At 61.5% G+C, this 25084-nt stretch carries 24 protein-coding genes and 4 tRNA genes; 11 read left to right on the top strand and 17 right to left on the bottom strand.

Going from position 1 to position 25084, the window contains the following annotated elements; genetic code table 11:
* Window positions 1-80 precede the first annotated feature (80 nt).
* The 4 genes from A9971_RS21160 (at window position 81) to A9971_RS21145 (ending at window position 611) form a co-directional block, all read left to right on the top strand.
* Window positions 81-156 (top strand) — tRNA-Val (locus A9971_RS21160).
* 19 nt (window positions 157-175) lie between these two features.
* Window positions 176-252, top strand: a tRNA-Asp gene (locus A9971_RS21155).
* Window positions 253-439: 187 nt separating this feature from the next.
* Window positions 440-515: transfer RNA gene (locus A9971_RS21150), tRNA-Val, on the top strand.
* Between the two features lie 19 nt (window positions 516-534).
* A tRNA-Asp gene (locus A9971_RS21145) sits at window positions 535-611 on the top strand.
* 140 nt (window positions 612-751) lie between these two features.
* Here A9971_RS21145 and A9971_RS21140 read toward each other — a convergent pair.
* Together A9971_RS21140 and A9971_RS21135 are read right to left on the bottom strand one after the other, a co-directional pair.
* Window positions 752-1921: a catalase family protein gene (locus tag A9971_RS21140; RefSeq protein WP_182999966.1), complete on the bottom strand. Its 1170-nt coding sequence runs from the start codon at window positions 1919-1921 to the stop codon at window positions 752-754.
* Entirely contained in the window at window positions 1918-3726 is a 1809-nt protein-coding gene (locus A9971_RS21135; protein WP_182999965.1) for a di-heme-cytochrome C peroxidase, read from the bottom strand. Before A9971_RS21135 ends, A9971_RS21140 begins: the two co-directional genes overlap by 4 nt.
* A 269-nt stretch (window positions 3727-3995) precedes the next feature.
* Here A9971_RS21135 and A9971_RS21130 point away from each other — a divergent pair, with 269 nt between their 5' ends.
* The 5 genes from A9971_RS21130 (at window position 3996) to A9971_RS21110 (ending at window position 6698) form a co-directional block, all read left to right on the top strand.
* On the top strand, window positions 3996-4709 hold the full coding sequence (locus A9971_RS21130) for an FKBP-type peptidyl-prolyl cis-trans isomerase (protein ID WP_011062667.1): 714 nt from the start codon (window positions 3996-3998) through the stop codon (window positions 4707-4709).
* A gap of 292 nt (window positions 4710-5001) precedes the next feature.
* On the top strand, window positions 5002-5457 hold the full coding sequence (locus A9971_RS21125) for a YkvA family protein (RefSeq protein ID WP_011062666.1): 456 nt from the start codon (window positions 5002-5004) through the stop codon (window positions 5455-5457).
* Window positions 5458-5571: 114 nt separating this feature from the next.
* Complete coding sequence (locus tag A9971_RS21120; RefSeq protein WP_182999964.1) at window positions 5572-5913, top strand: helix-turn-helix transcriptional regulator; 342 nt, start codon at window positions 5572-5574, stop codon at window positions 5911-5913.
* Complete coding sequence (locus A9971_RS21115; RefSeq protein ID WP_182999963.1) at window positions 5910-6281, top strand: hypothetical protein; 372 nt, start codon at window positions 5910-5912, stop codon at window positions 6279-6281. The genes A9971_RS21120 and A9971_RS21115 overlap by 4 nt, the downstream gene beginning before the upstream one ends.
* On the top strand, window positions 6282-6698 hold the full coding sequence (locus A9971_RS21110; protein ID WP_011062665.1) for a hypothetical protein: 417 nt from the start codon (window positions 6282-6284) through the stop codon (window positions 6696-6698).
* On the opposite strand, the gene A9971_RS21105 is transcribed toward A9971_RS21110, so the two are convergent.
* A complete protein-coding gene (locus A9971_RS21105; protein ID WP_182999962.1) occupies window positions 6649-8475 on the bottom strand; it encodes a bifunctional diguanylate cyclase/phosphodiesterase in 1827 nt (608 codons plus the stop codon). The two genes, A9971_RS21110 and A9971_RS21105, sit on opposite strands and share 50 nt — an antisense overlap.
* A gap of 134 nt (window positions 8476-8609) precedes the next feature.
* Window positions 8610-10694: a carboxy terminal-processing peptidase gene (locus A9971_RS21100; RefSeq protein ID WP_173476968.1), complete on the bottom strand. Its 2085-nt coding sequence runs from the start codon at window positions 10692-10694 to the stop codon at window positions 8610-8612.
* Between the two features lie 138 nt (window positions 10695-10832).
* Between A9971_RS21100 and A9971_RS21095 the strand changes: the two genes are divergently transcribed.
* On the top strand, window positions 10833-11795 hold the full coding sequence (locus A9971_RS21095; protein ID WP_011062662.1) for an NAD(P)H-quinone oxidoreductase: 963 nt from the start codon (window positions 10833-10835) through the stop codon (window positions 11793-11795).
* Between the two features lie 115 nt (window positions 11796-11910).
* Here the strand turns inward: A9971_RS21095 and A9971_RS21090 are convergent, their stop codons facing one another.
* The 6 genes from A9971_RS21090 to A9971_RS21065 all read right to left on the bottom strand — a co-directional run bounded on the left by A9971_RS21090 (window position 11911) and on the right by A9971_RS21065 (window position 17218).
* Entirely contained in the window at window positions 11911-12564 is a 654-nt protein-coding gene (locus A9971_RS21090; protein WP_011062661.1) for an HAD family phosphatase, read from the bottom strand.
* A 40-nt stretch (window positions 12565-12604) separates the two neighbouring features.
* Window positions 12605-13594 (bottom strand): ABC transporter ATP-binding protein, encoded by a 990-nt coding sequence (locus A9971_RS21085; RefSeq protein ID WP_182999961.1) that lies wholly within the window; start codon window positions 13592-13594, stop codon window positions 12605-12607.
* Window positions 13591-14391, bottom strand: a complete 801-nt coding sequence (locus tag A9971_RS21080) for an ABC transporter permease (protein WP_015636614.1) — start codon at window positions 14389-14391, stop codon at window positions 13591-13593. The genes A9971_RS21085 and A9971_RS21080 overlap by 4 nt, the downstream gene beginning before the upstream one ends.
* Window positions 14378-15223, bottom strand: coding sequence for an ABC transporter permease subunit (locus A9971_RS21075; protein WP_011062658.1), 846 nt, complete (start codon window positions 15221-15223; stop codon window positions 14378-14380). Before A9971_RS21075 ends, A9971_RS21080 begins: the two co-directional genes overlap by 14 nt.
* Window positions 15220-16026 carry an alkaline phosphatase family protein gene (locus A9971_RS21070; RefSeq protein ID WP_011062657.1) on the bottom strand — a complete coding sequence of 269 codons (807 nt, stop codon included), beginning with the start codon at window positions 16024-16026 and terminating at the stop codon, window positions 15220-15222. The genes A9971_RS21075 and A9971_RS21070 overlap by 4 nt, the downstream gene beginning before the upstream one ends.
* 124 nt (window positions 16027-16150) lie before the next feature.
* On the bottom strand, window positions 16151-17218 hold the full coding sequence (locus A9971_RS21065) for an ABC transporter substrate-binding protein (RefSeq protein WP_015636612.1): 1068 nt from the start codon (window positions 17216-17218) through the stop codon (window positions 16151-16153).
* Between the two features lie 362 nt (window positions 17219-17580).
* On the opposite strand from A9971_RS21065, the gene A9971_RS21060 reads away from it, so the two are divergent.
* Window positions 17581-18294, top strand: a complete 714-nt coding sequence (locus tag A9971_RS21060; protein WP_182999960.1) for a UTRA domain-containing protein — start codon at window positions 17581-17583, stop codon at window positions 18292-18294.
* 39 nt (window positions 18295-18333) lie between these two features.
* On the opposite strand, the gene A9971_RS21055 is transcribed toward A9971_RS21060, so the two are convergent.
* From A9971_RS21055 to minC, 7 genes are all read right to left on the bottom strand, one after another.
* Window positions 18334-20490: a mechanosensitive ion channel family protein gene (locus tag A9971_RS21055; protein ID WP_015636611.1), complete on the bottom strand. Its 2157-nt coding sequence runs from the start codon at window positions 20488-20490 to the stop codon at window positions 18334-18336.
* A 78-nt stretch (window positions 20491-20568) separates the two neighbouring features.
* Window positions 20569-20745, bottom strand: a complete 177-nt coding sequence (locus A9971_RS21050; RefSeq protein WP_011062653.1) for a hypothetical protein — start codon at window positions 20743-20745, stop codon at window positions 20569-20571.
* Between the two features lie 111 nt (window positions 20746-20856).
* On the bottom strand, window positions 20857-22146 hold the full coding sequence (locus A9971_RS21045) for a M18 family aminopeptidase (protein ID WP_041119454.1): 1290 nt from the start codon (window positions 22144-22146) through the stop codon (window positions 20857-20859).
* Window positions 22147-22270: 124 nt separating this feature from the next.
* Window positions 22271-22906 carry an RluA family pseudouridine synthase gene (locus A9971_RS21040; RefSeq protein ID WP_041119453.1) on the bottom strand — a complete coding sequence of 212 codons (636 nt, stop codon included), beginning with the start codon at window positions 22904-22906 and terminating at the stop codon, window positions 22271-22273.
* Window positions 22907-22998: 92 nt separating this feature from the next.
* Complete coding sequence (gene minE, locus A9971_RS21035) at window positions 22999-23253, bottom strand: cell division topological specificity factor MinE (protein WP_007898843.1); 255 nt, start codon at window positions 23251-23253, stop codon at window positions 22999-23001.
* A complete protein-coding gene (gene minD, locus A9971_RS21030; RefSeq protein WP_011062650.1) occupies window positions 23253-24065 on the bottom strand; it encodes a septum site-determining protein MinD in 813 nt (270 codons plus the stop codon). The genes minE and minD overlap by 1 nt, the downstream gene beginning before the upstream one ends.
* A gap of 200 nt (window positions 24066-24265) precedes the next feature.
* Complete coding sequence (gene minC / locus A9971_RS21025; RefSeq protein WP_011062649.1) at window positions 24266-25000, bottom strand: septum site-determining protein MinC; 735 nt, start codon at window positions 24998-25000, stop codon at window positions 24266-24268.
* Window positions 25001-25084 lie beyond the last annotated feature (84 nt).

Raw genomic sequence — 25084 nt, 5'->3', positions numbered from 1 at the left:
AAGGCCTGAAAAAATTATTATAAAAAGTGCTTGCCAGAGTGGGGGCTGCTCCGTAGAATGCGCGCCACACCGAACGTGAAGGGTGATTAGCTCAGCTGGGAGAGCGTCTGCCTTACAAGCAGAATGTCGGCGGTTCGATCCCGTCATCACCCACCATTCGCATTCAGTGTTACGCGCAGCGGTAGTTCAGTCGGTTAGAATACCGGCCTGTCACGCCGGGGGTCGCGGGTTCGAGTCCCGTCCGCTGCGCCATATTCGGTAACCTGGAACACTGAACGCCAGGTCACCACAGAAAGCCCGCTAACGCGGGCTTTTTGCTGTAAAGAGTTACGTGGGTTGTGTTGCTGTACATGGAAATTTGGTTTTTTTAATAAAATTATTAATTAAATCAACACTTTAAGAATTTCTGTGGCATAATGCGCCCCGCAACGAAGGTAAAGGGTGATTAGCTCAGCTGGGAGAGCGTCTGCCTTACAAGCAGAATGTCGGCGGTTCGATCCCGTCATCACCCACCACTTACTTTCAACGCTACGCGCAGCGGTAGTTCAGTCGGTTAGAATACCGGCCTGTCACGCCGGGGGTCGCGGGTTCGAGTCCCGTCCGCTGCGCCATATTCGGTAACCTGGAACACTGAACGCCAGGTCGCCACACAAAGCCCGCTCAATGCGGGCTTTTTGCTGTCTGGGATTTGTATCGGTTCGAATCCTGCGCATGAAAAAAGCGGCCCTCGGGCCGCTTTTTGCGTTTTTGCCTACTGCTCGGCGTTACGGCTATGCCGGTAGTCGCTGACGGCTTCATACACCGCCTTGCGTAGACGGTTGATGCCGCCGATGGGGCGATGGGCTTCCAGACCGAACCAGGGGTTGAAGGACTGGTTGTCGCAAGCCAGGTTCTGCGCCGGGGTATCGAATTCCTGGGCGGGAAGGGTCACCCGCGCCACCGTTTCAAAGGGGGCGTCACTTTCTTTCCATTCAATGCTGGTGTCTTCGATCGGCATGAAACGGTTCGGGTCCTGGCGCTGGACTTGCAGTACGAAACAGGCGCCAACCCGGTCGGTGGAGAGTTGCTGGGTCAGGGCGCTGCGCAGGAAGTTGGGCAGATCCTGGTTCTGTGCTGGCAGGCTGTAGGCCGGGCAACTCTCGGGGTCCGGCATGACCCGGAATTTGGCGTTGGCATTGCCGAACTTGTAGGGCGAGACCGAGTAGTAGGTGGTCTGGGTCGGGCTGGCCGGGGCCGGTGACAGGGTCGCCAGGGCGATGAACAGATGCCGTACCTGCCAGGTGCGCGGATCCCACCCGGGGAAGAATGCGCCGACTTTCTTGCCGTCCGCCTGGGCGGCGATGTTCTGCTGATATTCGGCTACGTCGCTGACGAAGAAATTCGGATGATTGAACATCACGAAGTCCTGTTCACGGCGTTGTGATTCCGACGCCATCAGTTGTTGCCCGGGAACATCCAGTAGCTTGATCGCCATGCCGCGGGCGTCGCGAATACTGTCGAACTGCGGGTAGGCGTTGCCGTTGGACAGGCGTACGACGGCCTGCCAGGTCTGGCCAGGGGTGGCAAATACTCCCTGGCGCAGTGGCGGGCTCAAATCGTTGAGGACCTGGACCTGTGCCTTCACGCAACCGTGGGCCTTGGCATGGGCATCGCGCAGGTAGCGGGTGCCTTCGCGGTGCTGGTCAACGATGCGTACCGCGGTCTGGATGATGTCCTGGGTGCGGGCTGCCTCATCGGCAGGAACCTGCTCCTGCACCGCTACCGGGCCTCGGTGGTGCCAGGCGAACCAGGCACTGGACAGTGCCCAGCCCAGCAGGCCGATGACCAATAGCAATAACAGGGTCCTGCCCAGCAAGGCGCCGAGGCGCAGCCACAGTCGGGCCAGCAGGGACGGTCGTTTTCTGGCGAGATCGAGTTTCATGGCAATTGCGACTCCAATGGTCCGCCCAGCACTTTCAGGTATTCCAGCAAGGCCCAGCGTTCTTCTGGCTGCAGCAGTGGGCCGATAACGCCATTGCCACGCTGGCCGGCGCGGAATTCGTGGCCGCTGTTGTGGTTGCCGCTGATGCGGGTATCGAATTCAAAACCGTTCTTGAAGGCTTCCGGGCGATAGCCCAGGTGCTTGGGATCGTACTCGAAGGTGCCGCGGTAGAAGGTTGTCGAGCGCTCCGATTGCGGAGACAGCAGTTGATAGAGGTTGGGTACCGAGCCGTTGTGCAGGTACGGCGGTGTGGCCCAGACCCCGGCCAGCGGGCGGGCCTTGTAGGCGCGCAACTCGCGTACGCCGATCGGCAGCCCGTAGCCGTCCAGCCGCGGGCGCTCCTCGGGGGTGACCTTGGCGTCGCGATAGGCGCGCTCTTCGACAAAGGCCGTGATGTAGGCCAGGCCCTTGGCAGCCGAGAGTTGACGCAGGTCCAGCGGTTCGCTGGGTGTCGGGTGCAGCTCGACGTTGGACCTGGCCAGTTCGGCGGTATCCCACTGCAAGGAGCTCAGGTCATAGCGCAGGTCGGCGATATTGCTCGCCGAATTCGGGTCGGTGCCAATCACCGCTACCGGAAGCATTTTCAACTGCTGCACGGGGCGGCCGTTGTTGTCGCTGACCGAGGGTACATGGCAGCCGGCACAGTTGCTGGCGAACAGCTCGCGGCCCTTGGCGGCCAGCGGCTTGTCGATCGTACCCAGCAAGGCTTCCGGCCAGGCCGGTGGCTTGAGGCGCTGCAAGGTTTCCTCGATCAGGTTGAGATCGCGGACACGTACGCTGGAAGGGTAACGGGCCTCGCCGGAGAGGGGGTGGCCGTTGGCGTCGAACAGGTTCAGGGTGGCGCCAACCCCCAGGGCTTCGCCGATATTGCGCGCCATGGGTTGCTGCGCCGAGCCGTTCCACTGGACCCAGTCGAAGGTCCAGATATCCCAGAGTTGCGGGTAGTCCACCGGGGCATTGGCAATCCGATAGTTCTCAGGGGAAATGGCGTCGCCGAAGCTGGCATTGGCGATGCGGCCAAAGGCGTCGGTACGGCCCGGACCCTCTTCGGTTGGATAGAGGCCGCGATGGGTATCGTTCCAGGCCACCCGCAGGAAGTTATCCAGTGAGACCTTGAAGTCCTTGCGCAGCTGTTCGTGCCTGGCTTCGTAGTCGGCACCCAGCACCTTGCGGGCGAAGCGCTCGAATTTCCAGGGGTTGTAGTAGGTGCTGGTGAGGCTGGCCACGAGGGCCTGGCCGAAGCTGCCACCACGCAGGGTCGGTACGCTGGACGGCAGTACGTGCTGCGCCGAGCCGCCATCAATGCGCAGGGCTTGATGGTTGAAACGCAGCTCGCCGGTGTGGCAGGCAGCACAGGTGATGTCCAGGTATTGTTCCGCGCTGCCCGGATTCTGATGGCGGGCGAAGCCCACGGGCAGGTTGCCGGGATTCTGCGCTGTGGCTTTCTGTCCCGGCTCCACCAGGAAGCCGAAGCGGGCCAGGTACTCGGGAGCGGCAAAGGACTGCTCGGAGAACGGTAGCTCCAGAGCGCTGAACCATTCATAGCGCAGGCCTTTGACCTGGGTGCCCTGGGGAGTGAAATAGTAGGTCTGGCGATCCTTGGCATCCCATTGGTCCAGGTAGTGCACCTGTTCAACGGGTACATAGTCGGGGAGTTTCGGATTGGCCACGTAGTATAGGACCACTGCCAGGACAATGCCGATCAGCACGGCAATCAACAGCAACACACGATAGATGAGGCGCAAGATGTACTTCCTTGTCGAATTTCGTTTCCTTATGCCTGAGCTCATCTGACGCGGCAAGTAGCCATTACTTGAGCTATGGTTATTCGCGCCCGTTCAAGCGCCTCGGTAAGCGGCCTGGGCAGGGTGTACCCCAGAGCATGAAAACGCGTTTAAAGACGTGAACTTATCGGCCATTTACTACTCTTACGCCGGTAGCCATTGGTCGTGGTCGCCTGATAAGCTCGCGGCTTTATTCGATTGCCCTTTAGGCGCATGAACAAGGAAATAGCATGAAACAGCATCGGTTGGCGGCGGCGGTGGCCCTGGTTAGCCTGGTACTTGCGGGTTGTGATTCGCAGACCAGCGTAGAGCTGAAAACCCCGGCGCAAAAAGCTTCCTACGGTATCGGCCTGAACATGGGCAAGAGTCTGGCTCAGGAAGGCATGGATGACCTGGATTCCAAAGCGGTCGCCCAGGGCATCGAAGATGCCGTCGGCAAGAAAGAACAGAAGCTGAAGGATGAAGAGTTGGTCGAAGCCTTCGCCGCGCTGCAAAAGCGTGCCGAAGAGCGCATGGCCAAGATGAGCGAAGAGTCGGCGGCTGCCGGCAAGAAATTCCTCGAAGAGAACGGCAAGAAAACCGGTGTGACCACCACCGCTTCCGGTCTGCAGTACGAAGTATTGAAAAAGGCTGACGGTCCTCAGCCCAAGCCGACTGATGTCGTGACTGTTCACTACACCGGCACCCTGACCAACGGCACTGTGTTCGACAGCTCGGTAGAGCGTGGCAGCCCGATCGATCTGCCGGTCAGCGGCGTGATCCCGGGTTGGGTCGAAGGCCTGCAACTGATGCACGTGGGCGAGAAGTACAAGCTGTACATCCCGAGCGACCTGGCCTACGGCGCCCAGAGCCCGAGCCCGGCGATTCCAGCCAACTCGGTGCTGGTCTTCGAACTGGAGCTGCTGGGTATCAAGGATCCAGCCAAGCAGGACGCCGCCAAGTAACCTGCGTCAGCGCCTGAAGCAACGCCCCGTTCTTACGGGGCGTTGTCGTTTCTGCAGGTTGCTGCTGGCAACTTATCCGAACCGACGGCAGTGCGGGTGGTCTGAACAGGGTATGAGCGGTAGGTAGTCGCTGGAGGCTGCCAAGTCAATGAAATTATGGGTTTTTTTATGTGAGTAAAAAACGCCCGATCTGAGCTCAGCCCTTATGAAACGGGGCTTTCAGCCGTGAAAAATAGCTCTGTTCACAAGGTTATCCACAATTTGTGTGGATAACATTTCAGTGGGAGTGATGATGAAAGCACCCTGGAATTTTGCTCGTTTCCTGCCGCTGGCGGGGCGCTTGCTGAGCCGCGGCCGTTTGCCCACGCTGCTGTTCGCCGTGGCGAGCAAAGGCGCCAGCCAGGGCGGACGCCTGGGCAAGGTCAAACAGGACCTGCGCTTGTTGCAGGCACTGTGCCTGGCGTACTGGCGTGGCGAGTACCGGGCCATCAGCCCCAAGGCGCTGCTGTCGGTGGTGGCAGGCTTGATGTATTTCCTCAGCCCTGTGGATGCCATTCCCGACTTTATTCCGGTGTTCGGCATGCTTGACGATATCGCCGTTCTGGCTTGGCTGATGAAAACCCTGGATGACGAACTCAACGCCTTCCGAACCTGGCGCAATCGGCAAATGCCGGAAAAACTCGCGGTTGTCGAGCGCTTGCCGGACACTGCGGAGCAATTGCTGCTGGAAGGACCGCAGAAAAACTAAGGGTATTCACCGCCTCCCACAACAATCATGCTCCCCGCGACCATTGCCGCTGTTAGGATTACACTTCAAGGGAAAAGTCCGACTCGCTAAGTGTCGTTGTCCTACGGGGTAGTAATGGATATTCAGATTATTGAACGCGATGGCGAGCCCGAATATGCGGTTCTGCCGTGGACTCAGTATCAAGCTTTATTGTCAGCCGCAGGTCTTACCGAACAACCACCGCACGCTGCCGCAACTTCTCAGGCAGCGCCACCAGCCCAGAATCTTCCGGGCCTGGATCAATTACGCAGTCTGCGCGAAGGGAAGGGCATCGCCATCGAGGCGCTGGCCCGCAAAGTTGGTATCAGTCCGTCTTACCTGGCCCTGATTGAAAGTGGCGAGCGTCAACCCGACGCTGCGATTCGCCGCAGCCTGGCCTGGGAGTTGACGGTGCCGGGGTGGAGGGAGCAATCGTGAGTGTAAGGATCAGTCGTCAGCACTGGGATGGGCTGTTGGGTGAGCTGGATCAGGCCCGTCGTCAGCGGCATCTTTTAACCTATCGAGCCTTGTTGGAGCGCTTGCAACTGCCCAGCCCGGCCATGCAGACCCTGACAGCGGCGCTGGAGCATCTGGCAGCGCTGGATGCACGGGCCGAACAGCCTTTGCGCAGTTCCCTGGTGATCAGCCAGGGGGCCAGCCGCTTGCCGCGTACCGGCTTCTTCGAGTGCGTGGAGCGTCTGGGGCGTTTTTCCGGCCCTTCCGACGGTGTTGCCGCGGCTTCATGGCATGCCTCGGAAGTGGTGCGGGTCTTCGAGTACGAGTATCCCGAATCAGCGGAGGTTTGAATGTTCCTGGCACTCAAGGCGCGACTCGGCTATTGGCTGGCGCGCCGTTTGTTTCATTGGCCGTGGTTTGTCCGCCAACCCCGTGTCTGGCGTTGGATGGAAGGTCAGTTCGCGCGCATGGCCAATCTTGGCAATGTCGGTGCGCTGAGCTTTTATGGGCACATCCTGACTTTTCGTGGGCAGGGGCTTGGCGCCCGTCAAGAAGGTCAACGCCTGCTGCGTCTGGCTGCACTGGCGGGGGATGGCAAGGCAGCCTATCAGTTGGGCGTGATCAGCCTGGCCGGCTCGCCCAGCAAGGCTCCCGACGCTGTCGAAGCGGCGCGCTGGTGGACGCTTTCGGCTCAGGCCGGGCATCCTCTTGCGGCGCTCAAACTGACGCAGCTCGATCAGCCGACTGATCCCGCAGCGGCTCACTGAGGTTTTGCGCTCCCAGGCTGGCTGCCGCTTCCAGGCTGTCGATCACATGGATGCTGTAGCCCTGGATATTCTTGGCGTGATGCTTGGCCTGGGAGGCCAGCTCCGCCAGTTGGCTGGAGTCCAGTTGGCCACAGGCCTGTGGATACAGGTGCACTACGCCGATGGACAGTGACAGCAAGGGAAATTCCTGACGGATACCTTGCCGATTGGGGGCGACAAAGCAGCCAGCCTCCAGGTGTTCGCTGCGGTAGAAGCGCCGGCACTGGCTGTGGAAGTCATCCAGCAACTGGTTGAGCCGTCGGCGCCAGTCTTCCGGCCCCAGCACCAGCAGAAAGTCATCCCCACCGATATGTCCGACGAAGTCGCGGCTCGGGTCTACCCGGTCGTTCAGGCATTGGGCCAGGCACAGCAGCACCTCATCGCCGCGGCCATAGCCATAGATATCGTTGAAGGGTTTGAAACTGTCGATGTCGACGTAGCAGATCACCGATTCCCGAGCTTGCTGCAGCAGGCGGCTCAGGCACTGCTGGATCGGCACATTGCCGGGCAGCAGAGTCAGCGGGTTGGCGTAGCGGGCTTGCTGGATCTTCAGCTCCGTAATCAGCTTGAGCACATCGATGACCCGCCCCAGCCCCAGATAATGGCCATTCAAGGTGATGATGAAATCTTCCTCGATGCGTTGGCGGGCGCGGCTGGTGATCAGGCGGCTGACCTGCTGCAGGGACTGGCTGAGTTCGACCGCGAGAAAGTCATCGTTCATCAGGCGGCTGATGGGCTTGCGGGCGAACAGGTCGGTGGCAAAGGGCTTGAGCAGGGCGTCGGAGAGCGAGTGCCGATGGACGATGCCGCAAGGCTGCCCCTGTTCGTCCAGCACCGCGAGGGAGTTGAGGTTGGCTTGCCGGCGAAAGGCTTCCAGGACGTTGGCGGTGGGCGTATTGCGGGCCACGGCCGGTTGCTCGTTGAGCAGCGCACTGAGGTCGCTGCCATCATCGTTGAGGGCCGCGCTGGTGTGATCATGCTTGGGCATCATTGCCCGAGCGTCCCTCGGCGGCTGTTCCTGGGGGCGACACAACAGGTAGCCCTGGACCAGGTCGACGCCCATCTCGGTCAGCACTGCCAGTTCTTCGGTCAGTTCGATCCCTTCGGCGATCACCTGGGCGCGGGAGGCTTTTGCGATTTGCAGAATCGAGCCGACGAACTCGCGCTTGAGGGCATCCTGGTGAATGCCGTCGATAAAGTGCCGGTCGATTTTCACGTAGTCCGGGCGCAGCTCCGACCACAGGCGCAGGCTCGAATAACCGGCGCCCAGGTCGTCCAGGGCGATGGAAAAACCCATGTCGCGGTAATGGTGCAGGGCGTTCTGCAGCAACTGGAAATCGTCGATCGGGGTCTGTTCGGTAAGCTCGATCACCACCTGGCTGGGGGGGATGCCGAAGTCCTCAAGCAGCTGCAAGGTACGCCCTGGTTGGTGGGCGGCCTCCAGCAGGGATTCCGGCGAGACGTTGAGGAACAGCTTGCCGGGCAGTTGCTGTTCGCTGAAGCGTTTGCAGGCGCTTTGCCGACAGGCAATCTCCAGCTCGCTCAGGCGCCCGGCCTGGCGCGCGACGGCGAACAGCGCGACAGGGGAGTGCAGAGGGCTGTTTGAGGGGCCGCGACTCAGGGCCTCATAACCCAGGATGCGCCGTTCGGACAGGGAAATGATCGGTTGGAACAGACTGTGCAAACCGCTTTGAGCCAGGATTGAACTCAATGCACTGAGCTGTTCGGTCGTGGTCATGGCGATCTCTGTCGATAAAAAAAGGACCGGGCGCGGCTCTGGCTAGAGAGCGGCGCCCGGTCCTTTATTTCACGACAGAATGATGACTGTTTAATGACGATCCGAGGAGCGATCGAATTAAATTGCCATCATCCTCAGTGCTTGGCCACCGAGGTGTTGAGCTTCAGATAGTCCAGCAGGATGCGCCCGGTTTCACTCAGGTAGGCGTCGTCTTCCGGCTTGGTCTTGTCCGGCTCGGCAGCAGCCAGTGCATCTTCGTCTTCTTTCTTCAGCTCTTTGAGCGGCTCCTCGCCCTTGGCTTTGCGACGGGCGTTTTCCAGGGCCAGTTGCTTGGCTTCGATATCGGCATGTTGCGCCCGACGATCGGCTTCATTGAGGCTGACGGTTTTTTCCGCCATCAGTTTCTGTGCCAGGGCCAGCTTGTCGCGGATGAACACGAACTCCGGATCTTTCGCCGAGCGGCTTTCGTGTTCGGCCTTGAGCTGAGCCAGGAACGGTTTGAACGGGTCTACCGCAGGCTTGATGGCCGGGCGGATGGTGTCCCATGGCATGGCTTCAGGCAGGGCGCTTTCGCCGATTTCCTTGGTGTCGATGATCGACGGATAGCCGATATCCGGCAGCACGCCCTGGTGCTGGGTGCTCTGCCCGGAAACCCGGTAGAACTTGGCCAGGGTCAGCTTCAGCTCGCCGTGGTTCAGCGGCTGGATGGTCTGCACGGTGCCTTTGCCGAAGGTCTGGCCGCCGATGATCAAGGCGCGGTGGTAGTCCTGCATGGCGCCGGCGAAGATCTCCGAAGCCGAAGCCGAGAGACGGTTGACCAGCAGTGCCATCGGGCCTTTGTAGAAGGCACCGGGGTTTTCATCTTCCAGTACATCCACCCGGCCGTCGGCGTTGCGCACCAGCACGGTAGGACCCTTGTCGATGAACAGGCTGGTCAGCTCGGTGGCTTCCTGGAGGGAGCCGCCGCCGTTGTTGCGCAGGTCGATGACCACACCGTCGACCTTGTCTTTCTGCAACTCGGTCAGCAGTTTCTTCACGTCGCGGGTAGTGCTCTTGTAATCCGGATCACCAGCGCGGAAGGCCTTGAAGTCCAGGTAGAAGGCCGGGATCTCGATCACCCCGAGCTTGTAGTCCTTGCCGTCCTGCTTGAGGTTGAGGACCGACTTCTTCACCGCCTGGTCTTCGAGCTTCACCGCTTCGCGGGTGATCGGCACGATCTTGCTGGTCTGGTCGTTTGGCGCATTGCTGGCCGGGATCACCTCCAGGCGTACCAGGGTGCCTTTCGGACCACGGATCAGCTTGACCACTTCGTCCAGGCGCCAGCCCACCACGTCGACCATTTCCTTGTCGCCCTGGGCCACACCGATGATCTTGTCCGCAGGGGCTACCTGCTTGGTCTTGTCGGCAGGACCTGCCGGCACCAGGCGCACGACCTTGACCTGATCATTGTCGCTCTGCAACACGGCGCCGATGCCTTCCAGCGACAGGCTCATGTTGATGTCGAAGTTTTCCGCGTTATCCGGCGACAGATAGTTGGTGTGCGGGTCGTAGGACATGGCGAAGGTGTTGATGTAGGCCTGGAAGATATCTTCGGCACGGGTCTGGTCCAGGCGCGCCAGCTGGTTCTTGTAGCGCTTGGTCAGGGTTTCCTGGATCTGCTTGGGATCCTTGCCGGCGATCTTCATCCGCAGCACTTCGTCCTTGACGCGCTTGCGCCACAGGTCGTCGAGTTCGGCGGTGGTCTTGAGCCAAGGAGCATCCTTGCGATCGATCAGCAAGGTTTCCTTGGTGGTGAAGTCGATCTTGTCGACGCCCTTGTTAAGCTCGGCCAGAGCGAAGTCCAGGCGGGATTTGACCCGGTCCAGATAGCGCTTGTAGATGGTGAAACCGGCGTTCAGGTCGCCGCTCTTGAGGAAGTCGTCAAACTGGGTTTTCCATTTGTCGAACTCCGCGATGTCGCTGGCCATGAAGTAGCTGCGCGACGGATCCAGCAGCTTCAGGTAGCTGTCGTAGATGATCACCGAGCGCGCATCATCCAGCGGCGGTTTGCTGTAGTGATGACGTTTGAGCAGTTCAACGACATTGAGGCTGGCAATTACCTCATCGCGATCGGGCTGAAGATTGTCCCAGCTATTGGCTGCGAACGTATTGGTCGACATCGGCAGCAGGCCGAAACCAATGAAAAGAGCGAGGGCGGTGCTGGGGAACAAATGCTTCATGCTGATTCGACGCGGGGGCAATTGATAACGCATATTAGGCCGTCTTTGAAGTCGCCGGTTCCATAAGGACCGGTCGCATAATGCAAAAAGCCCGGTGCTACCGCTCCGGGCTCAGTCCAGACTCACTATGGAGGCACTGTGAAAGCATTGCAAGGCGTTGAAGGTCATGTGGAGTGGGTGGAAGAGCCAAGTCCGGCCTGTGATGTGGGGCAAGTTCGCATTCGGGTGGCGGCTGCTGGCCTCAATCGGGCCGACCTGTTGCAGCGTGCGGGGCTCTATCCCCCACCTCCCGGAGCCAGCAAGGCCCTTGGCCTGGAATGCTCCGGGGTAGTCAGTGAAGTGGGCCCGGGTTCGTCCTGGCAAGTGGGTGATCGGGTCTGTGCCCTGCTGGCGGGCGGAGGCATGGCTGAAGAAGTGGTGGTAGATGCCCGCCATGTACTGCCAGTACCCGAAGGGTTGTCCCTGGCCGAGGCCGCGGCGCTGCCCGAGGTCTACAGCACAGCCTGGCTGAATCTGTTCCAGCTGGCAGCGCTCAAGCCGGGCGAGAAGGTCCTGCTGCACGCTGGCGCCAGTGGCGTCGGCTCGGCGGCTATCCAGCTGTGCAAGGCGTTCGGCAACCCGTGCTGGGTGAGTGTTGGTTCAGCCGATCGCCTGGCCTACTGCGAGAGCCTCGGTGCCCAGGGCGGTGTGGTGCGTACCGATGGCATTGAGGCGCTGCGGGACTTTGGGCCTTTTGATGTGATTCTCGACCCGGTGGGCGCCAATTATGTGGCCAACAACCTCAAGCTGCTGGCCCTGGATGGACGTTGGGTGCTGATCGGCTTGATGGGCGGGCGCGAAGCGCAGTTGGACCTGGCCCAGGTGCTGGCCAAGCGGATCCAGTTTCTGGGGTCGACCCTGCGCAGCCGCAATGACCAGTTCAAGGCCGACCTGTTGAGCGACCTTGGACAGAATGTCTGGCCGTTGTTCAGCGAAGGGCGTCTGAGCCCGCAATTGGCCAGGACCTTTGCGATCCAGGATGCAGAAGCCGCTTTTGCGGAGCTGGCGACCAATCAGGTCTCGGGCAAGCTGGTGCTGGTGATCGACCCCAGCCTGACCTGAGCCCTGCAGGAGCCGGCTTGCCGGCGAAGGGGGCGAAGGGGGCGTCAGGCCTGGCGGTCTGTTCGCTGGCAAGCCAGCTCCTACACAAGCCAGCTCCGGGGATCTCCGGGGCGGGTCACTTCCAGTGGTGGATCGGCCAGCCGGCTTTCTGCGCATGTTCACGCAGCACCGGATCCGGGTTCACCACCTGCGGGTGGTCCACGCGCAGCAGCAACGGCAGGTCATTGCGCGAGTCGGAGTAGAAGGTCGCGCCTTCCAGGTTTTCTTCCTCGGCATCCAGCCATTGCAGCAGGCGGGTGATCTTGCCCTCGCGGTAGGTCAGGGTGCCAACGGTGCGGCCGCTGTAGACCCCATGCTGCACCTCCAGCTCGATTCCCAGGACTTCGTCGATACCCAGGCGCGCGGCAATCGGCTTCACCAGGTGAGTGCCCGAGGCCGAGATCACCAGGATCCGGTCGCCGGCCTGGCGGTGGGCGGCAATGGCCTTGCAGGCGTCGCTGAAGATGATCGGCTCGATCACCTCTTCGACCCAGGGCTCGACCAGGTGCGCGACCTCTTCCGGGGTGCGTCCGCTCATGGGTTCCAGGCTGAAGTCCATGAACTCCTCCATGGCCAGCTTGCCATGGCTGTAGGCGTCCATCAGCTCATGGTTGCGACGCATGAACGACTCGCTGTCGACCCAGCCCAGGCGGCCCATCTGTTCGCTCCAGAGGGTGGCGCAGTCGCCGTGAATCAGGGTTTCGTCCAGATCAAAAATTGCCAAGGCCATCAGTGCCGCTCTCTCTTCAGGATCAATTGCGTGAATGCCATCAGGCTACCTCACACAGGGCTGTCGGATCGATGCTCAATGCCAGACGCTGGCCGTCGGCGTGCAGATCATCGGCCGAGCGGTTGAGTACATCCACCACCAGCTCCACGCCTCGGGCCTCGACCCGATAGCGGATCACGTTGCCCAGCAGGCTGTGGCTGCGTACCAGCGCATCCAGTGGGCCTTCCTTGCGCAGTTCGATGGCTTCCGGGCGGATGGCGATGCGGCCGCTGACCGGCCGCTGCAGCAGCTTGCTGGCGCTGTCGGCATCCAGCAGGTTGTAGTTGCCGATAAAGCCCGCGGCGAAGGCGTCCACCGGGGCGGTGTAGAGGGTTTCGGCATCGCCGCTCTGGACGATCTTGCCCTGGTTCATCAGGAAGATCCGGTCGGACATGGTCAGGGCTTCTTCCTGGTCGTGGGTGACGAAGATGGTCGTCAGGCCCAGTTCCCGCTGGATATTGCGGATCTGTTCGCGCAGGTGCTTGCGGATCCGCGCATCCAGGGCCGACAGCGGTTCGTCCAGCAACAGCAAGCGTGGGCGGGTCACCAGGGAGCGGGCCAGGGCCACGCGCTGGCACTGGCCACCGGACAGCTGGTGCGGGTAGCGGCTGGCGTAGTCGTTGAGCTCCACCAATTGCAGGGCCTCCTGCACGCGCTTGTGGCTGTCGTCGGCGTTGACCTTCTGCATGCGCAGGCCAAAGGCGACGTTCTGTTCCACGGTCATGTTGGGAAACAGCGCGTAGCTCTGGAACACCATGCCGATCCCGCGTTTCTGCGGGCTCAGGGGCACGATGTCCTGGCCGTCGAGGAGGATCTTGCCGCCGTCCACCGGGGTCAGGCCGGCGATGCAGCGCAGCAGGGTCGACTTGCCGCAGCCGGAAGGGCCGAGCAGGGTGACGAACTCGCCCTTGCGGATTTCGCAATTGATGTCGCTGAACACTGTGGTGCCCGCATAGTTCTTTTGCAGGTGTTGGACGCTGACGAAGCTCATTGGCTTTTGTCCTTGTTCAAGATGTTGGCGGCCCAGGTCAGAAGCAGCACGAAGAAGAAGTAGGAAATCACCAGGGCGCTGGTGAAGTGGCCGCTGCTGTTACGCATGTTGTTCAGGTAGACCTGCAGGGTTTCATAGCGGGTGCCCACCAGGATGTTGGCGAACACGAACTCGCCGAACAGGAACGAGAAGGACAGCAGCAGCGCCACCATCAGGCCCTTGCGCAGGTTCGGCAGGACCACCAGGAAGGCCGCCTGCCAGGTACTGGCGCCCAGCAGTTGGGCCGCGTCCATCAGGTCCCGCAGGTTGATCGCCTGCAAGTTGTTGGTGATGGCCCGGTACATGAACGGCAATGCCACGGTGAAGTAGCAGCCGATGAGGATCCAGGGCGTGCCGACCATGGCGAAGGGCCCCGAACCATAGAGTTGCAGCAGGCCCACCGAGGACACCACCGGCGGCACCGCGAAGGGCAGCAGGATCAGGATGTTCATCAGCGCATCGAGCCTGGGGAAGTGGTAGTGCACCACGAACAGCAGCGGCAGGATCAGCACCACTGAAAGCACCAGCGCACCCACGCAGACCAGCAATGACTGGCCGAAGGCATTGAGAAAACGTGGGTCGCTCCACAGCTGCAGGTACCACTTGAAGGTGAAGCCGCTGGGCAGGATGGTCGCCGACCAGCTGCTGGCAATCGAGTAGACGAAGGTCCCCAGCAGCGGCAGCAGAAGGATGGCAAACAGCAGGTAGACCATCACTCGGTGGTAGAGCGCGGCGGAGCCGGGTTCAGCGCGAGACATGGTAGCTCCTCTTCAACAGCAGTTGATGGACGATGGTCACCAGGGTCATCAGCGCCACCAGCACCACGGCCAGGGCGCTGGCCATGTTCGGATCCAGGGAGATGTCCCCGGAGACCATGGCTGCGATGCGGATCGGCAGGACGTTGAAGTTGCCGGTGGTCAGCGCGTAGACCGTGGCGTAGGCGCCCAGGGCGTTGGCCAGCAGGATGACGAAGGTGCCCAGCAGCGCCGGGGTCAGCACCGGCAGGCCGATATGCCGCCAGAACTGCCAGCCGTTGGCCCCCAGCAAGGCGGCGGATTCACGCCAGTCCTCGCGCAGGGCGTCGAAGGCCGGGTAGAGCAGCAGCACGCCAAGGGGGATCTGGAAGTAGGTGTAGAGAATGATCAACCCGGTCTTGGAGTACAGGTTGAAGTCCTGAATGATCCCCGACTGCTTGAGCATGATGGTGATGGTGCCGTTGAAGCCCAGCAGGATGATGAAGGCGAAAGCCAGGGGCACCCCGGCGAAGTTGCTGGTCATGTTGGCGAAGGCATTGACGAAGTTGCGCAGGCGCGAATCCACCCGGCGCAGCGAGTAGCTGCCCAGCACCGCGATGATGATGCCGAACACGCTGGACCAGAAACTGATCTCCAGGCTGTACTGGATGGCCTGCAGGTAGAACTTCGAGCTGAAGATCCTGGTGAAGTTGGCCAGGCCCCAGCCGAACTCTTCCGATTGCAGGCTGTTGATCAGCACCCACACCAGGGGGGCAATCTGGAACACGATGAAGAACAGGGCGAAGGGCACCAGGCACAGGGCCGCCAGCCATTTGCCACGGGTGACTGAATTCACTTCAACAGCTCCCGGCAGAAAGGTTTGTCATGGGGCGCGCCCAGCAATTGGCAGACGGTGCCGCACAGTTCGGTCTGTTTCGGCGCGGCAGCGGGGTCGAGGCTGAAAGCGTCGCCGAGAACGAACAGCGGGACCTCTCGCTCCTCGGCCAGCAGGCCATTGTGCGAGCGGTCGTTGTTCATGCCGTGGTCGGCCGTCACCAGCACCTGGTAGCCGGCGTCGAGCCAGCCTTGCAGGTAGTCGGCGAGAATGATGTCCGCCGAGCGCGCGCTGTTGCGGTACTGCGAACTGTCCAGGCCGTGCTTGTGTCCGGCGTCGTCGATGTTCATCGGATGCACCAGCAGCAGGTTGGGCTGATGGCGCAGGCGCAGGTCCTCGGCGTCGGCGAACAGATGGGAATCGGGGTAATGATCGCTCCAGTAGAAGTGGCCGTACTGGATCGGTAGTTCAGGGTTTGCGGTGTGCCGGTCTTGCGGGGCGTTGAAGGGCGAACGGTTGTACAGCTCGCTGACCCAGTGATAGGCCGCGGCGGCAGTGCTCAGGCCGGCCTCGCGGGCGTAGTGGAACAGGCTGCGCTGGTTGGACAGGCGCGAGACCTGGTTGTGCACGATACCGCTGTCGATCGGCCGCACGCCGGTGAGGATGCATTCGTACAGCGGGCGGGAGAGGGCAGGTAGTTCGCATTGCAGTTTGTACAGGGCGGCGCGGCCAGCACCGACGTAGGCTTGCAGGTGCCCCATGGCGTGTCGGGCAACTTCGTGGTTGAGGCCGTCGAGCACCACAAGGATGACGTTGTGCTTCATGAGGTGGAGGACTCCGGGATCGGGTGTGCAGGCGCCAGCTTGTCGGCGAGTGGCCTGTGTGCGCTTGTCTGTGCAGCGCCTTTGAGCCATTCGCCGGCAAGCCGGCTCCTACAGGGATGCAGCCTTACTGCATGTTGATGATCACTTCTTCCTGCCACTTCTGCGGCAGGCCCTTGGAGGTTTTCTCCCAGGCATCGGCGTCCTTGATCGGTGTTACGTGCTTGTACTGCTCGTTGGGCAGCAGGTTGGCCTGTACGTCCGCCGGCAGGGTCAGGTGCTCGGCACGGATCGGCCGCGCATTGCCGCGGGCCAGGTTGGTCTGGCCGGCGTCGCTGAAGATGTACTCGCGGGTCAGCTTGGCGGCGTTGGGATGCTTGGCGTACTTGTTGATGATGGTGGTGTAGCCGGAGATCACCGAGCCGTCCGACGGGATCAGCACGATGTAGTCGTCCTTGTTGACCATCTTGTTGCGGTAGCTCAGGCCGTTGAAGTCCCAGACCACGCCCACTTCCACTTCACCCTTTTCCATGGTGGCGATGGTCGGGTTGGCCAGGGACAGGCGCCCCTGCTTGGCGATCTCGGCGAACATCAGCAGCGCCGGCTGGATGTTCTTCTCGTCACCACCCTTGGCAATGGCGGCGGCCAGTACGCCGTTGGCGGCCTGGGCGGCGGTGCTCACGTCACCGATGGAAACCTTGTACTTGCCCTTTTCCAGGTCGGCCCAGCTCTTAGGCGCTTCGGAGCCGTGCAGCAGCTTCTTGTTGATGATGAAGGCGATGGTGCCGGTGTAGGCCAGCGCCCAGTTGCCGTCCTTGTCCTTGGCCCAGTCCGGGACCTGGGCCCAGGTGCTCGGCTTGTAAGGCTGGGCCACGCCCTGCTTGACCGCGATCGGGCCGAAGGCCGCGCCAACGTCGCCGATATCGGCGCTGGCATTGTCTTTCTCGGCGGCGAACTTGGCGATCTCCTGGGCCGAGCTCATGTCGGTGTCGATGTGCTTGAGGCCATAGGTCTTGGCCAGGTCTTCCCAGGTGCCTTTCCAGTTGGCCCAGTCATCGGGCATGCCGACGCTGTTGACCGCGCCTTCTGCTTTCGCAGCGGCTTCCAGGGTTTTCAAATCGTTATCAGCAGCCATGGCGGCGGTGCACAGGGCAATGGTCGAGCCTAACAGTGATGCCAGGAAAAGCTGTTTCATCCGAAGCTCCTTTGGGCGTGTTCAACGCTGCGTTTTATCGACAGTCTTGCAGTGGGTTGGTCTAGGTCAGCAATACCTGAGCCAATTTAGGCGGGTTGGATGACACTTTGATGTCGGTGCCAACGATCGACGCATGGATTGAGGCGCAGGTCCGAGGCTGCGAAATAAGCGTAGACCATGGCCAAACGCCCGCAGAACAAGGATCTGGCGGGTAATTTGCAAGTTGGTGACAGGCCCGCTGAGCGCCTTTGTCATCTGTCAGTCATATGCATTGCCTAGGCTTTGGACACGGATGCAGAGCAATGCCCCGGCCACTGCGCTGCCCTGAAACAGTGCTGGTCTAGTCCAGATAGGTAACGTTGATGCGTATTGATGCAACCAAAGCGGTGACAGCCATCGGCCAGGTCCTGCAGGAGCAGATCGCCCACGGGCTGTTGACGCCCGGTAGCAAACTGCCGGCCGAACGCAAGCTCAGCGAGCTGTTCGCCACCACCCGAATCACTGTGCGTGAGGCCCTGCTGCAACTGGAGGCCCAGGGCCAGATCTACCGTGAAGAGCGTCGTGGCTGGTTTGTTTCGCCGCCGCGCCTGGCCTACAACCTGATGCAGCGCAGCCACTTCCACGCCATGGTCAGCGCCCAGGGGCGGGTGCCCTCCACCGAGGTGATTTCCGCGCGCCTGCAACCGGCATCGGCGGCGGTCTGCGCCTGGCTGCAATTGCCGGCACTGTCCAGCGTGATCCAGATCTGCCGCGCACGACGTATCGATGAGCGGCTGGTGCTGTATGTCGAGCACTACCTGAACCCCAAGTATTTTCCGAAGATTCTCGATCTGGACCTGAACCAGTCGATCACCGAACTCTATGCCCGGCATTACGACCTGCACTACGGACGGGTGCGCTTTGAAATCGTGCCCACCTCACTGCAGCTGGAAGCGGCGGCGGCCTTGAAGGTTTCGGTGGGCAGCCCGGGGCTGCGGATTGCCCGGGTGAACTATGACCAGCACGAGCGGCTGATCGATTGCGACCTGGAGTTCTGGCGCCATGACGCGATTCATGTCGGTGTTGACGTTCTTTAGGCACCAGTGTCGTTAGCCGGCAAGCCGGCTCCTACAGGATCACTCCTTTTCCGCGCCGCCGCCTGCGGTGATCACTTGGATGCTCATGCGCGGCGTAGCCAGGTCCAGCCCGGCTTCGTCGAGGTGACGCTTGAGGGACAGGTTGAACGCCCGGGATACTTCCCACTGCTTGATCGGTGCGGTCTTGAAACGGGCCCGGAGGATGGCGCTGCCGGACTCGAAACTCTCCACCCCCTGGATTTCCAGCGGCGACCAGATATTGCGGCGCTGCAGGGGGTCGGTGCGCATCTTCTGGCCGACATCGCGCATCAGCTTGATTGCGTCGTCGATTTCCATGTTGTACGGGATCGCCACGCGGAAGATCGCGTAGCCGAACTCCCGGGAGTAGTTTTTGATGCTCTTGATTTCGCTGAACGGGATGGTGTGCACGATGCCGTCGATGTCCCGCAGGCGCACGGTACGGATAGTCAGGCCCTCGACGGTGCCCAGGTGGCCGCCGACATCGACGTAGTCGTCGATGGCCAGGGAGTCCTCGATGATGATGAACAGGCCGGTGATCAAGTCCGCTACCAGGGACTGGGCGCCGAAACCGATGGCCAGGCCGATGACACCAGCACCGGCCAGCAGCGGCGTGACGTTCATGCCCATGTTCGCCAGGGCAACGATGGTGGCAATGATGAAGATCGCCACGAACAGCACGTTGCGGATCAGCGGCATCATGGTTTGCGCGCGCGCGTTGGCCAGGCCCTTGCGCGAGCGGGTCAGGGCGTGATGCACCGCGGTGTCGCTGAGAATCCAGATCAGCCAGGCAAAGATCAGGGTGCCGCCGAGGCTGAACAGCTTGACGCTGACTTCATGGCCATCGCCTTCGGTGAAGCGGATCAGCGACATGCCCCAGACCCGTAGGCCGAGCTCGATGAATGCCAGCCAGACCGCCAGGTGAGCCAGGGTGTAGAAGAAGCTTTTCAGCCGCTCGGAGTACAGCGCATGGCGTTTGTGCCCGCGCTGGGGCTTGAGGGCATGGCGGCGTACCAGGCCGTTGATCACCATGCACAGCACCAGCAGTACCGTGCACAGCAACGACTGGCGCAGGGCGGTGCTGGTGTCGCCGGCGGAAACGAAGGTGGCGAACAGCGAGATACCTACCAGCACCAGGGCCGGCAGGTACCAGAAGGTGCCGATGATCTCGATGGTGTCGCTCAGGGCCCGGCGGGTCAGGCGCCGTGACAGTGGCTGGTTGCGGATCAGGTGGGCGATGGGGCGGCGGAAACGCAGGATGAACACGCCGGTGGACAGCGCCGCCATGACATTGGCGAAGGTCGCCGCGGTATGGGCCAGGTGCTGGCCCAGGCTGGCCACCATGCGTGGGTCGCTCAGGGCCTCGCCAAAGGCGGCGAAGCTGCCGATCCACCACAGCGGGCGGAAGGCCTGGCGCCGCAGGATGTACAGGGCGCGATGGCGGTGCGGGCCATCGAGTACGGAGAACGCCACCACGCAGATCGCCGAGAAACAGGTGCCGACCACCAGGGCGTAGGCCAGGACCATGGCCAGGTCCTTGCCCAGGGAAGAGGGCAGGGAGTAGGTCATGTAGACCGTGATCAACAGGGCGATCAGCCAGGGGCCGAGCTTGCGCAGGGCAAAGCGCAGCAGGTCCCAGGTCTTGGGATGCTGGGGCAGGTCTTCGGTCAGGCCGAAGCGCAGGCGCACCCGGTGGCTGAGCCAGATCAGCGCTGCTGCCAGTAGGCTCCAGACCATGAGGATCAGGGCAAAGGCAAAGATGATCGGCAGCCACTGGCTGGCTGGCAGCATCAGTGCCGAGAGTTCTTCCTTGGCCAGGTCGAACTCGTCGGACCAGCGGGTAACCGGGCTGTCGGCCCCGGAGAATTGCTTTTCCAGGTTCGACAGGGTGCCGCCGATCAGGCCCAGTACGCCTTCTTCTGGCGTGGGCTGGGCTTTTTTCGTGGCATCTCGCAGTTTCTTCAGGTCCGCCAGCAGCTTGGTCCGTTGCTGGTCGTTCTCCAGGGACTTGATCACCTCGTCCAGGGATTGCCCCAGGGGTTCCTCAGCCTGGGGCTGCGCCTTGGTCTGGTTGCCCAGCAAGCCAGGCAAGCCCACCGCCTGGGCGCTCCCCAGGGGCAGCAGGGTCAGCAGGCAGACGAGCACATAGCAGGGCAGGGCAAAAAGACGAGCGAACACTGGGCGGTCAACCTCGGGGAAAATGGATCGACCGAGTGTACGAGGCCGCCAAATTCAATGCGAGGGTGAGTGCTGCATTTATTCCGCGAGCTTGGCCAGGATCTTGTAGACCACGGTGCCGAGAATCAGCAGCATGCCGATCCACATGCTGAACACACCGAGGTTCTTGTCCCGGAAGTTGAAGCCGATGGCCAGCAGGATCATGCCCGTGAGAATGGGGATGAGCATGGAGTGGAACGAAGACATCGAGATCATGGCGACAGCCTTGTCAGGAGGAGTAACTGTAAGTCTAGGTCGCTTTGTCGCGGCCCGGGTTGATGTGCATCAGAAACAGGCGGGCGTGTGTCCACGCGCCCGCCCTCTGCCTTATGGCAGTTCGTGGCTAGCGTAGAAGGCGCTCAGCACTTTCACCAGATGAGCCAGGTCATGGCTGCCACAGAGCTCACGGATCGAGTGCATGGCGAAGGTCGGCAGGCCGATGTCCACAGTGCGTACCCCCAGATGGCTGGCGGTGATCGGGCCGATGGTCGAGCCGCAACCCATGTCGCTGCGCACCACGAAGCTCTGTACCGGCACTTCTTCGGCCATGCACAGGTGGCGGAAGAAGCCGGCGGTTTCGCTGTTGGTGGCGTAGCGCTGGTTGCTGTTGACCTTGATCACCGGGCCGGCATTGAGCTTCGGCCCGTGGTTGGCGTCGTGCTTGTCGGCATAGTTGGGGTGCACGCCGTGGGCGTTGTCTGCGGAGATCAACAGCGACTTCTGAATGGTACGGACGAATTCGTCACCTTCGGGCAACAGGCGGCGCAGGGTCTGTTCGAGCATCGGGCCGTCGGCGCCGCAGGCCGAGCAGGAGCCGACTTCTTCGTGGTCGTTGCACACCAGCACGCAGGTTTCATCGCTGTCGGCGGTGAGCAGGGCCTGCAGCCCGGCGTAGCAGGACAGCAGGTTGTCCAGGCGTGCGCCGGCGATGAAGTCACCGTGCAGGCCTATCACCGCGGCGCTCTGGGTGTCGTAGAAGCTCAGTTCGTAGTCCAGCACCACGTCGGCGTTCAGACCATGCTCGCGGGCCAGTTGGTCGGTCAGCACCGCGCGGAAATCCACCCGCTCGTCACCGGCGAACTGGGCCAGGATCGGTGGTAGTTCGTTCTGCGCGTTGATTGCCCAGCCCTGGTTGGCTTCACGGTTGAGGTGAATGGCCAGGTTGGGAATGATCGCGATCGGTGCCTTGAAGTCGATCAGCTGGCTTTCCACCTTGCCGTCGCGGCGGAAGGTCACGCGGCCGGCCAGGGACAGGTCGCGGTCGAACCACGGAGCCAGCAATGCGCCGCCATAGACTTCGACGCCCAGTTGCCAGAAGCCCTGGCGTTGCAGTTCCGGCTGGGGCTTGACCCGCAGGCAGGGGCTGTCGGTGTGGGCGCCTACCAGGCGGATGCCGCCTTGCAGGGGCGAATGCCGGCCCAGTTTGAAGGCGACGATGGAGGAGTCGTTACGGGTGACGTAGTAGCGGCCGTTGGCTTCGGTGGTCCATGGCTCGCGCTCGTCGAGGCGCTGGTAACCCGCCGCTTCCAGGCGTTGAACGAGGCTGGCAGTGGCATGGAAAGGGGTAGGGGAGGCCTTGAGGAAGTCGATCAGGCCTTGGTTCAACTCTTCGCGCATAAGTAGCTCCAGACAGCAGTGGCGCGAGTTTAACGTATAGGCGGGCCTTGTAGGAGCCGGCTTGCCGGCGAACAAGGGCCGCTGGGGCGGCCTTTGCCCGCAAGCCGGCTTGGGCGGCGTGCGCTCAGAACGGCGCGGGGCAGTCGAAGCGCAGGCGCTCGCCGGTCTGGGGGTGGGTGAAGCTGAGCATGCTGGCGTGCAGGCACAGGCGTGGCCAGGCCGCCAGCGCCTGGGGATGGGCGTACAGGCCATCGCCCAGCAGCGGGTGTCCGATGGACAGCATGTGTACCCGCAACTGATGGGAGCGGCCGGTGATGGGGGTCAATTCGACCCGGCACCAGTCGCCGCAGCGCTCCAGCACTCGCCAGAAGGTCAGGGCGTGCTTGCCGAATTCGTGGTCCACCACATGCCGGGGTTTGGTTGGCGGATCATAACGCAAGGGCAGATCGATGCTGCCGCTGTCCAGTTCCGGCTGGCCCCAGCACAGGGCGGTGTAGGCCTTTTCGGTTTCGCGGTCATGAAACTGTCGGGACAGTTCGCGATGAGTGTCTGCGTCCCGAGCCAGCAGAATGATCCCCGAGGTTTCCCAGTCCAGGCGGTGGACGATACGGGCTTCGGGGTAGCCGTTTTCCTGCAGGCGGGTAATCAGGCAATCCTTGTTGTCGTCGGCGCGGCCGGGGACGGAGAGCAGCAGGGTGGGTTTGTTCACCACCAGGACGGCGGCGTCCTGATGCAGGATGTGGATATTCGACAACGGCATTGAAACAGCCTCGTAACAAACGCCAACGGCGGCTCGCCGACCTCGATGCAATGCATGAGGCCCGCGAGCCGCCGTGGCTCCCGTCGGATCAATCAGCGATCAGGCAGGGTGATATTGAGTTCCAGGATCGAGCAGCTGCCCTGGTTTTCCAGAGCGACGTGCACGTCGTCGGACCCGATATTGACGTACTTGCGGATCACTTCCACCAGTTCCTTCTGCAAGGCGGGCAAGTAATCAGGGGTGCTGCGCTGGCCGCGTTCATGCGCCACGATGATCTGTAGACGCTCTTTCGCTACCGACGCGGTGCTGACCTTTTTGCTGGCACGAAAGAAGTCAAAAAGATTCATTATCTACCTCCAAACAGGCGCTCGAAGAATCCCTTCTTCTCGACATCAAGGAACCGGTGCTCCACGGTTTTGCCCAGCAGGCGGTCAACCGCATCGCTGTAGGCCTGGCCAGCATCACTCTGGTCGTCGAGAATCACCGGCACGCCCTGGTTGGAAGCCTTGAGCACTGCCTGGGACTCCGGAATGACGCCGAGCAGGGTCACTGCCAGAATTTCTTTGACGTCTTCAACACCGAGCATTTCGCCATTGCTGACACGCTCCGGGTTGTAGCGGGTCAACAGCAGGTGTTCCTTGATCGCGTCCTCGCCCTTTTCGGCGCGACGGGATTTGCTGGCCAGCAGGCCGAGCATACGGTCGGAGTCACGCACCGAAGACACTTCAGGGTTGGTCACGACAATCGCTTCGTCGGCGAAGTACATGGCCAGGTGCGCGCCTTTCTCGATACCGGCCGGGGAGTCGCAGACCACGAACTCGAAGGTTTCCTTGAGTTCCATCAGGACCTTTTCCACGCCTTCCAGGGTCAGCGCGTCTTTGTCGCGGGTCTGGCTGGCGGCCAGTACGTAGAGGTTTTCCAGGCGCTTGTCTTTGATCAGGGCTTGCTGCAGGTTGGCTTCGCCGTTGACCACGTTGACGAAGTCATACACCACGCGACGCTCGCAGCCCATGATCAGGTCGAGGTTACGCAGGCCGACGTCGAAGTCGACGATCACTGTTTTGTGGCCGCGCAGAGCGAGGCCGGTACCGATAGCGGCGCTGGTGGTGGTTTTACCCACACCACCCTTGCCGGATGTAACCACGAGAATCTTGGCCAAGGTGTTTCACCCCTAAGGAAAAAGGACTTTTAGCCCCTGAAAAACATCTCTTGAAAACTACTGCAGTCGGACAGCCTTGGCTGGAGCTCGGTCAGCGGCAGGGTTTATCGTCGATAAACACTGCTGATTGCCAATTTCCTACTTCGTTTGAGCCGTTTTCGCTACGTTTTAGAGATGCTTGGAAAATGCGGCAGTATCCGTTAAAGACGTGTGATGTTCAACACGTCACCCGACAGGCTGACCTGGACTCCGGAGCCCCACAGAGGGTCGCGTCGCAGGTCCTCGGAAACCTTGTACTGGCCTGCAATGGAGATCAGTTCAGCGCTCAATTGCTGACAGAAAATCCGCGCCTTGGTGTCACCCTTGACTCCGGCCAGGGCGCGGCCGCGCATGGGGCCGTATACATGGATATTGCCATCGGCGAGAAGTTCCGCACCGGGGCTGACCGAGGACACCACTACCAGATCGCCACCCTGGGCATAGATCTGCTGCCCGCCGCGTACGGGCGAGGTGATGATGCGAGTCGGTTTGATGGTGGGTTCCGGCGGTTTTTCCGGCTTCTTGATTTCACTTTCCGGTGGCTCCAGCGGCCGCTCCCGGGCGCCGGAAGGCGGCAGCACCGGCAGGTCGACGGCAATCGCCGCGGCAATGTCTTCGATGCGGCTGGCGCGGATCGCCAGGGTCCGCAGGCCGTGCTGGCGGCAGACGCGCATCAGCCCGGGCAGATCCACCGAGCCTTCGCCAGCAGGCAGCTTGTCCAGGGCCAGTACCAGCGGGGCGTTGCTGAAGAAGTTCGGCGCCTGGGCGACTTTCGCGGCCAGTTGGCGATCGAGGCCTTCGAGGTCGTTGCGGGCCAGTTCCAGCACGGTGATGGCGAGCATGCTGCCCTTTAACTGGAACACAGGATCTTGGTCTAGCGATTCGGTTTGGCTCATGGTCTGCAGAAGGCGGCTTGTCACTAAAAGTGCCGAGACTTATAACGAGATCGCCCGCGCCCCGCAAGCCAGGTCGAACCGATG

The sequence above is a fragment of the Pseudomonas sp. UME65 genome (assembly GCF_014170225.1).
GTDB classification, from domain to species: Bacteria; Pseudomonadota; Gammaproteobacteria; order Pseudomonadales; family Pseudomonadaceae; genus Aquipseudomonas; species Aquipseudomonas protegens.
This window is presented reverse-complemented; position numbering and strand designations above follow the sequence as displayed.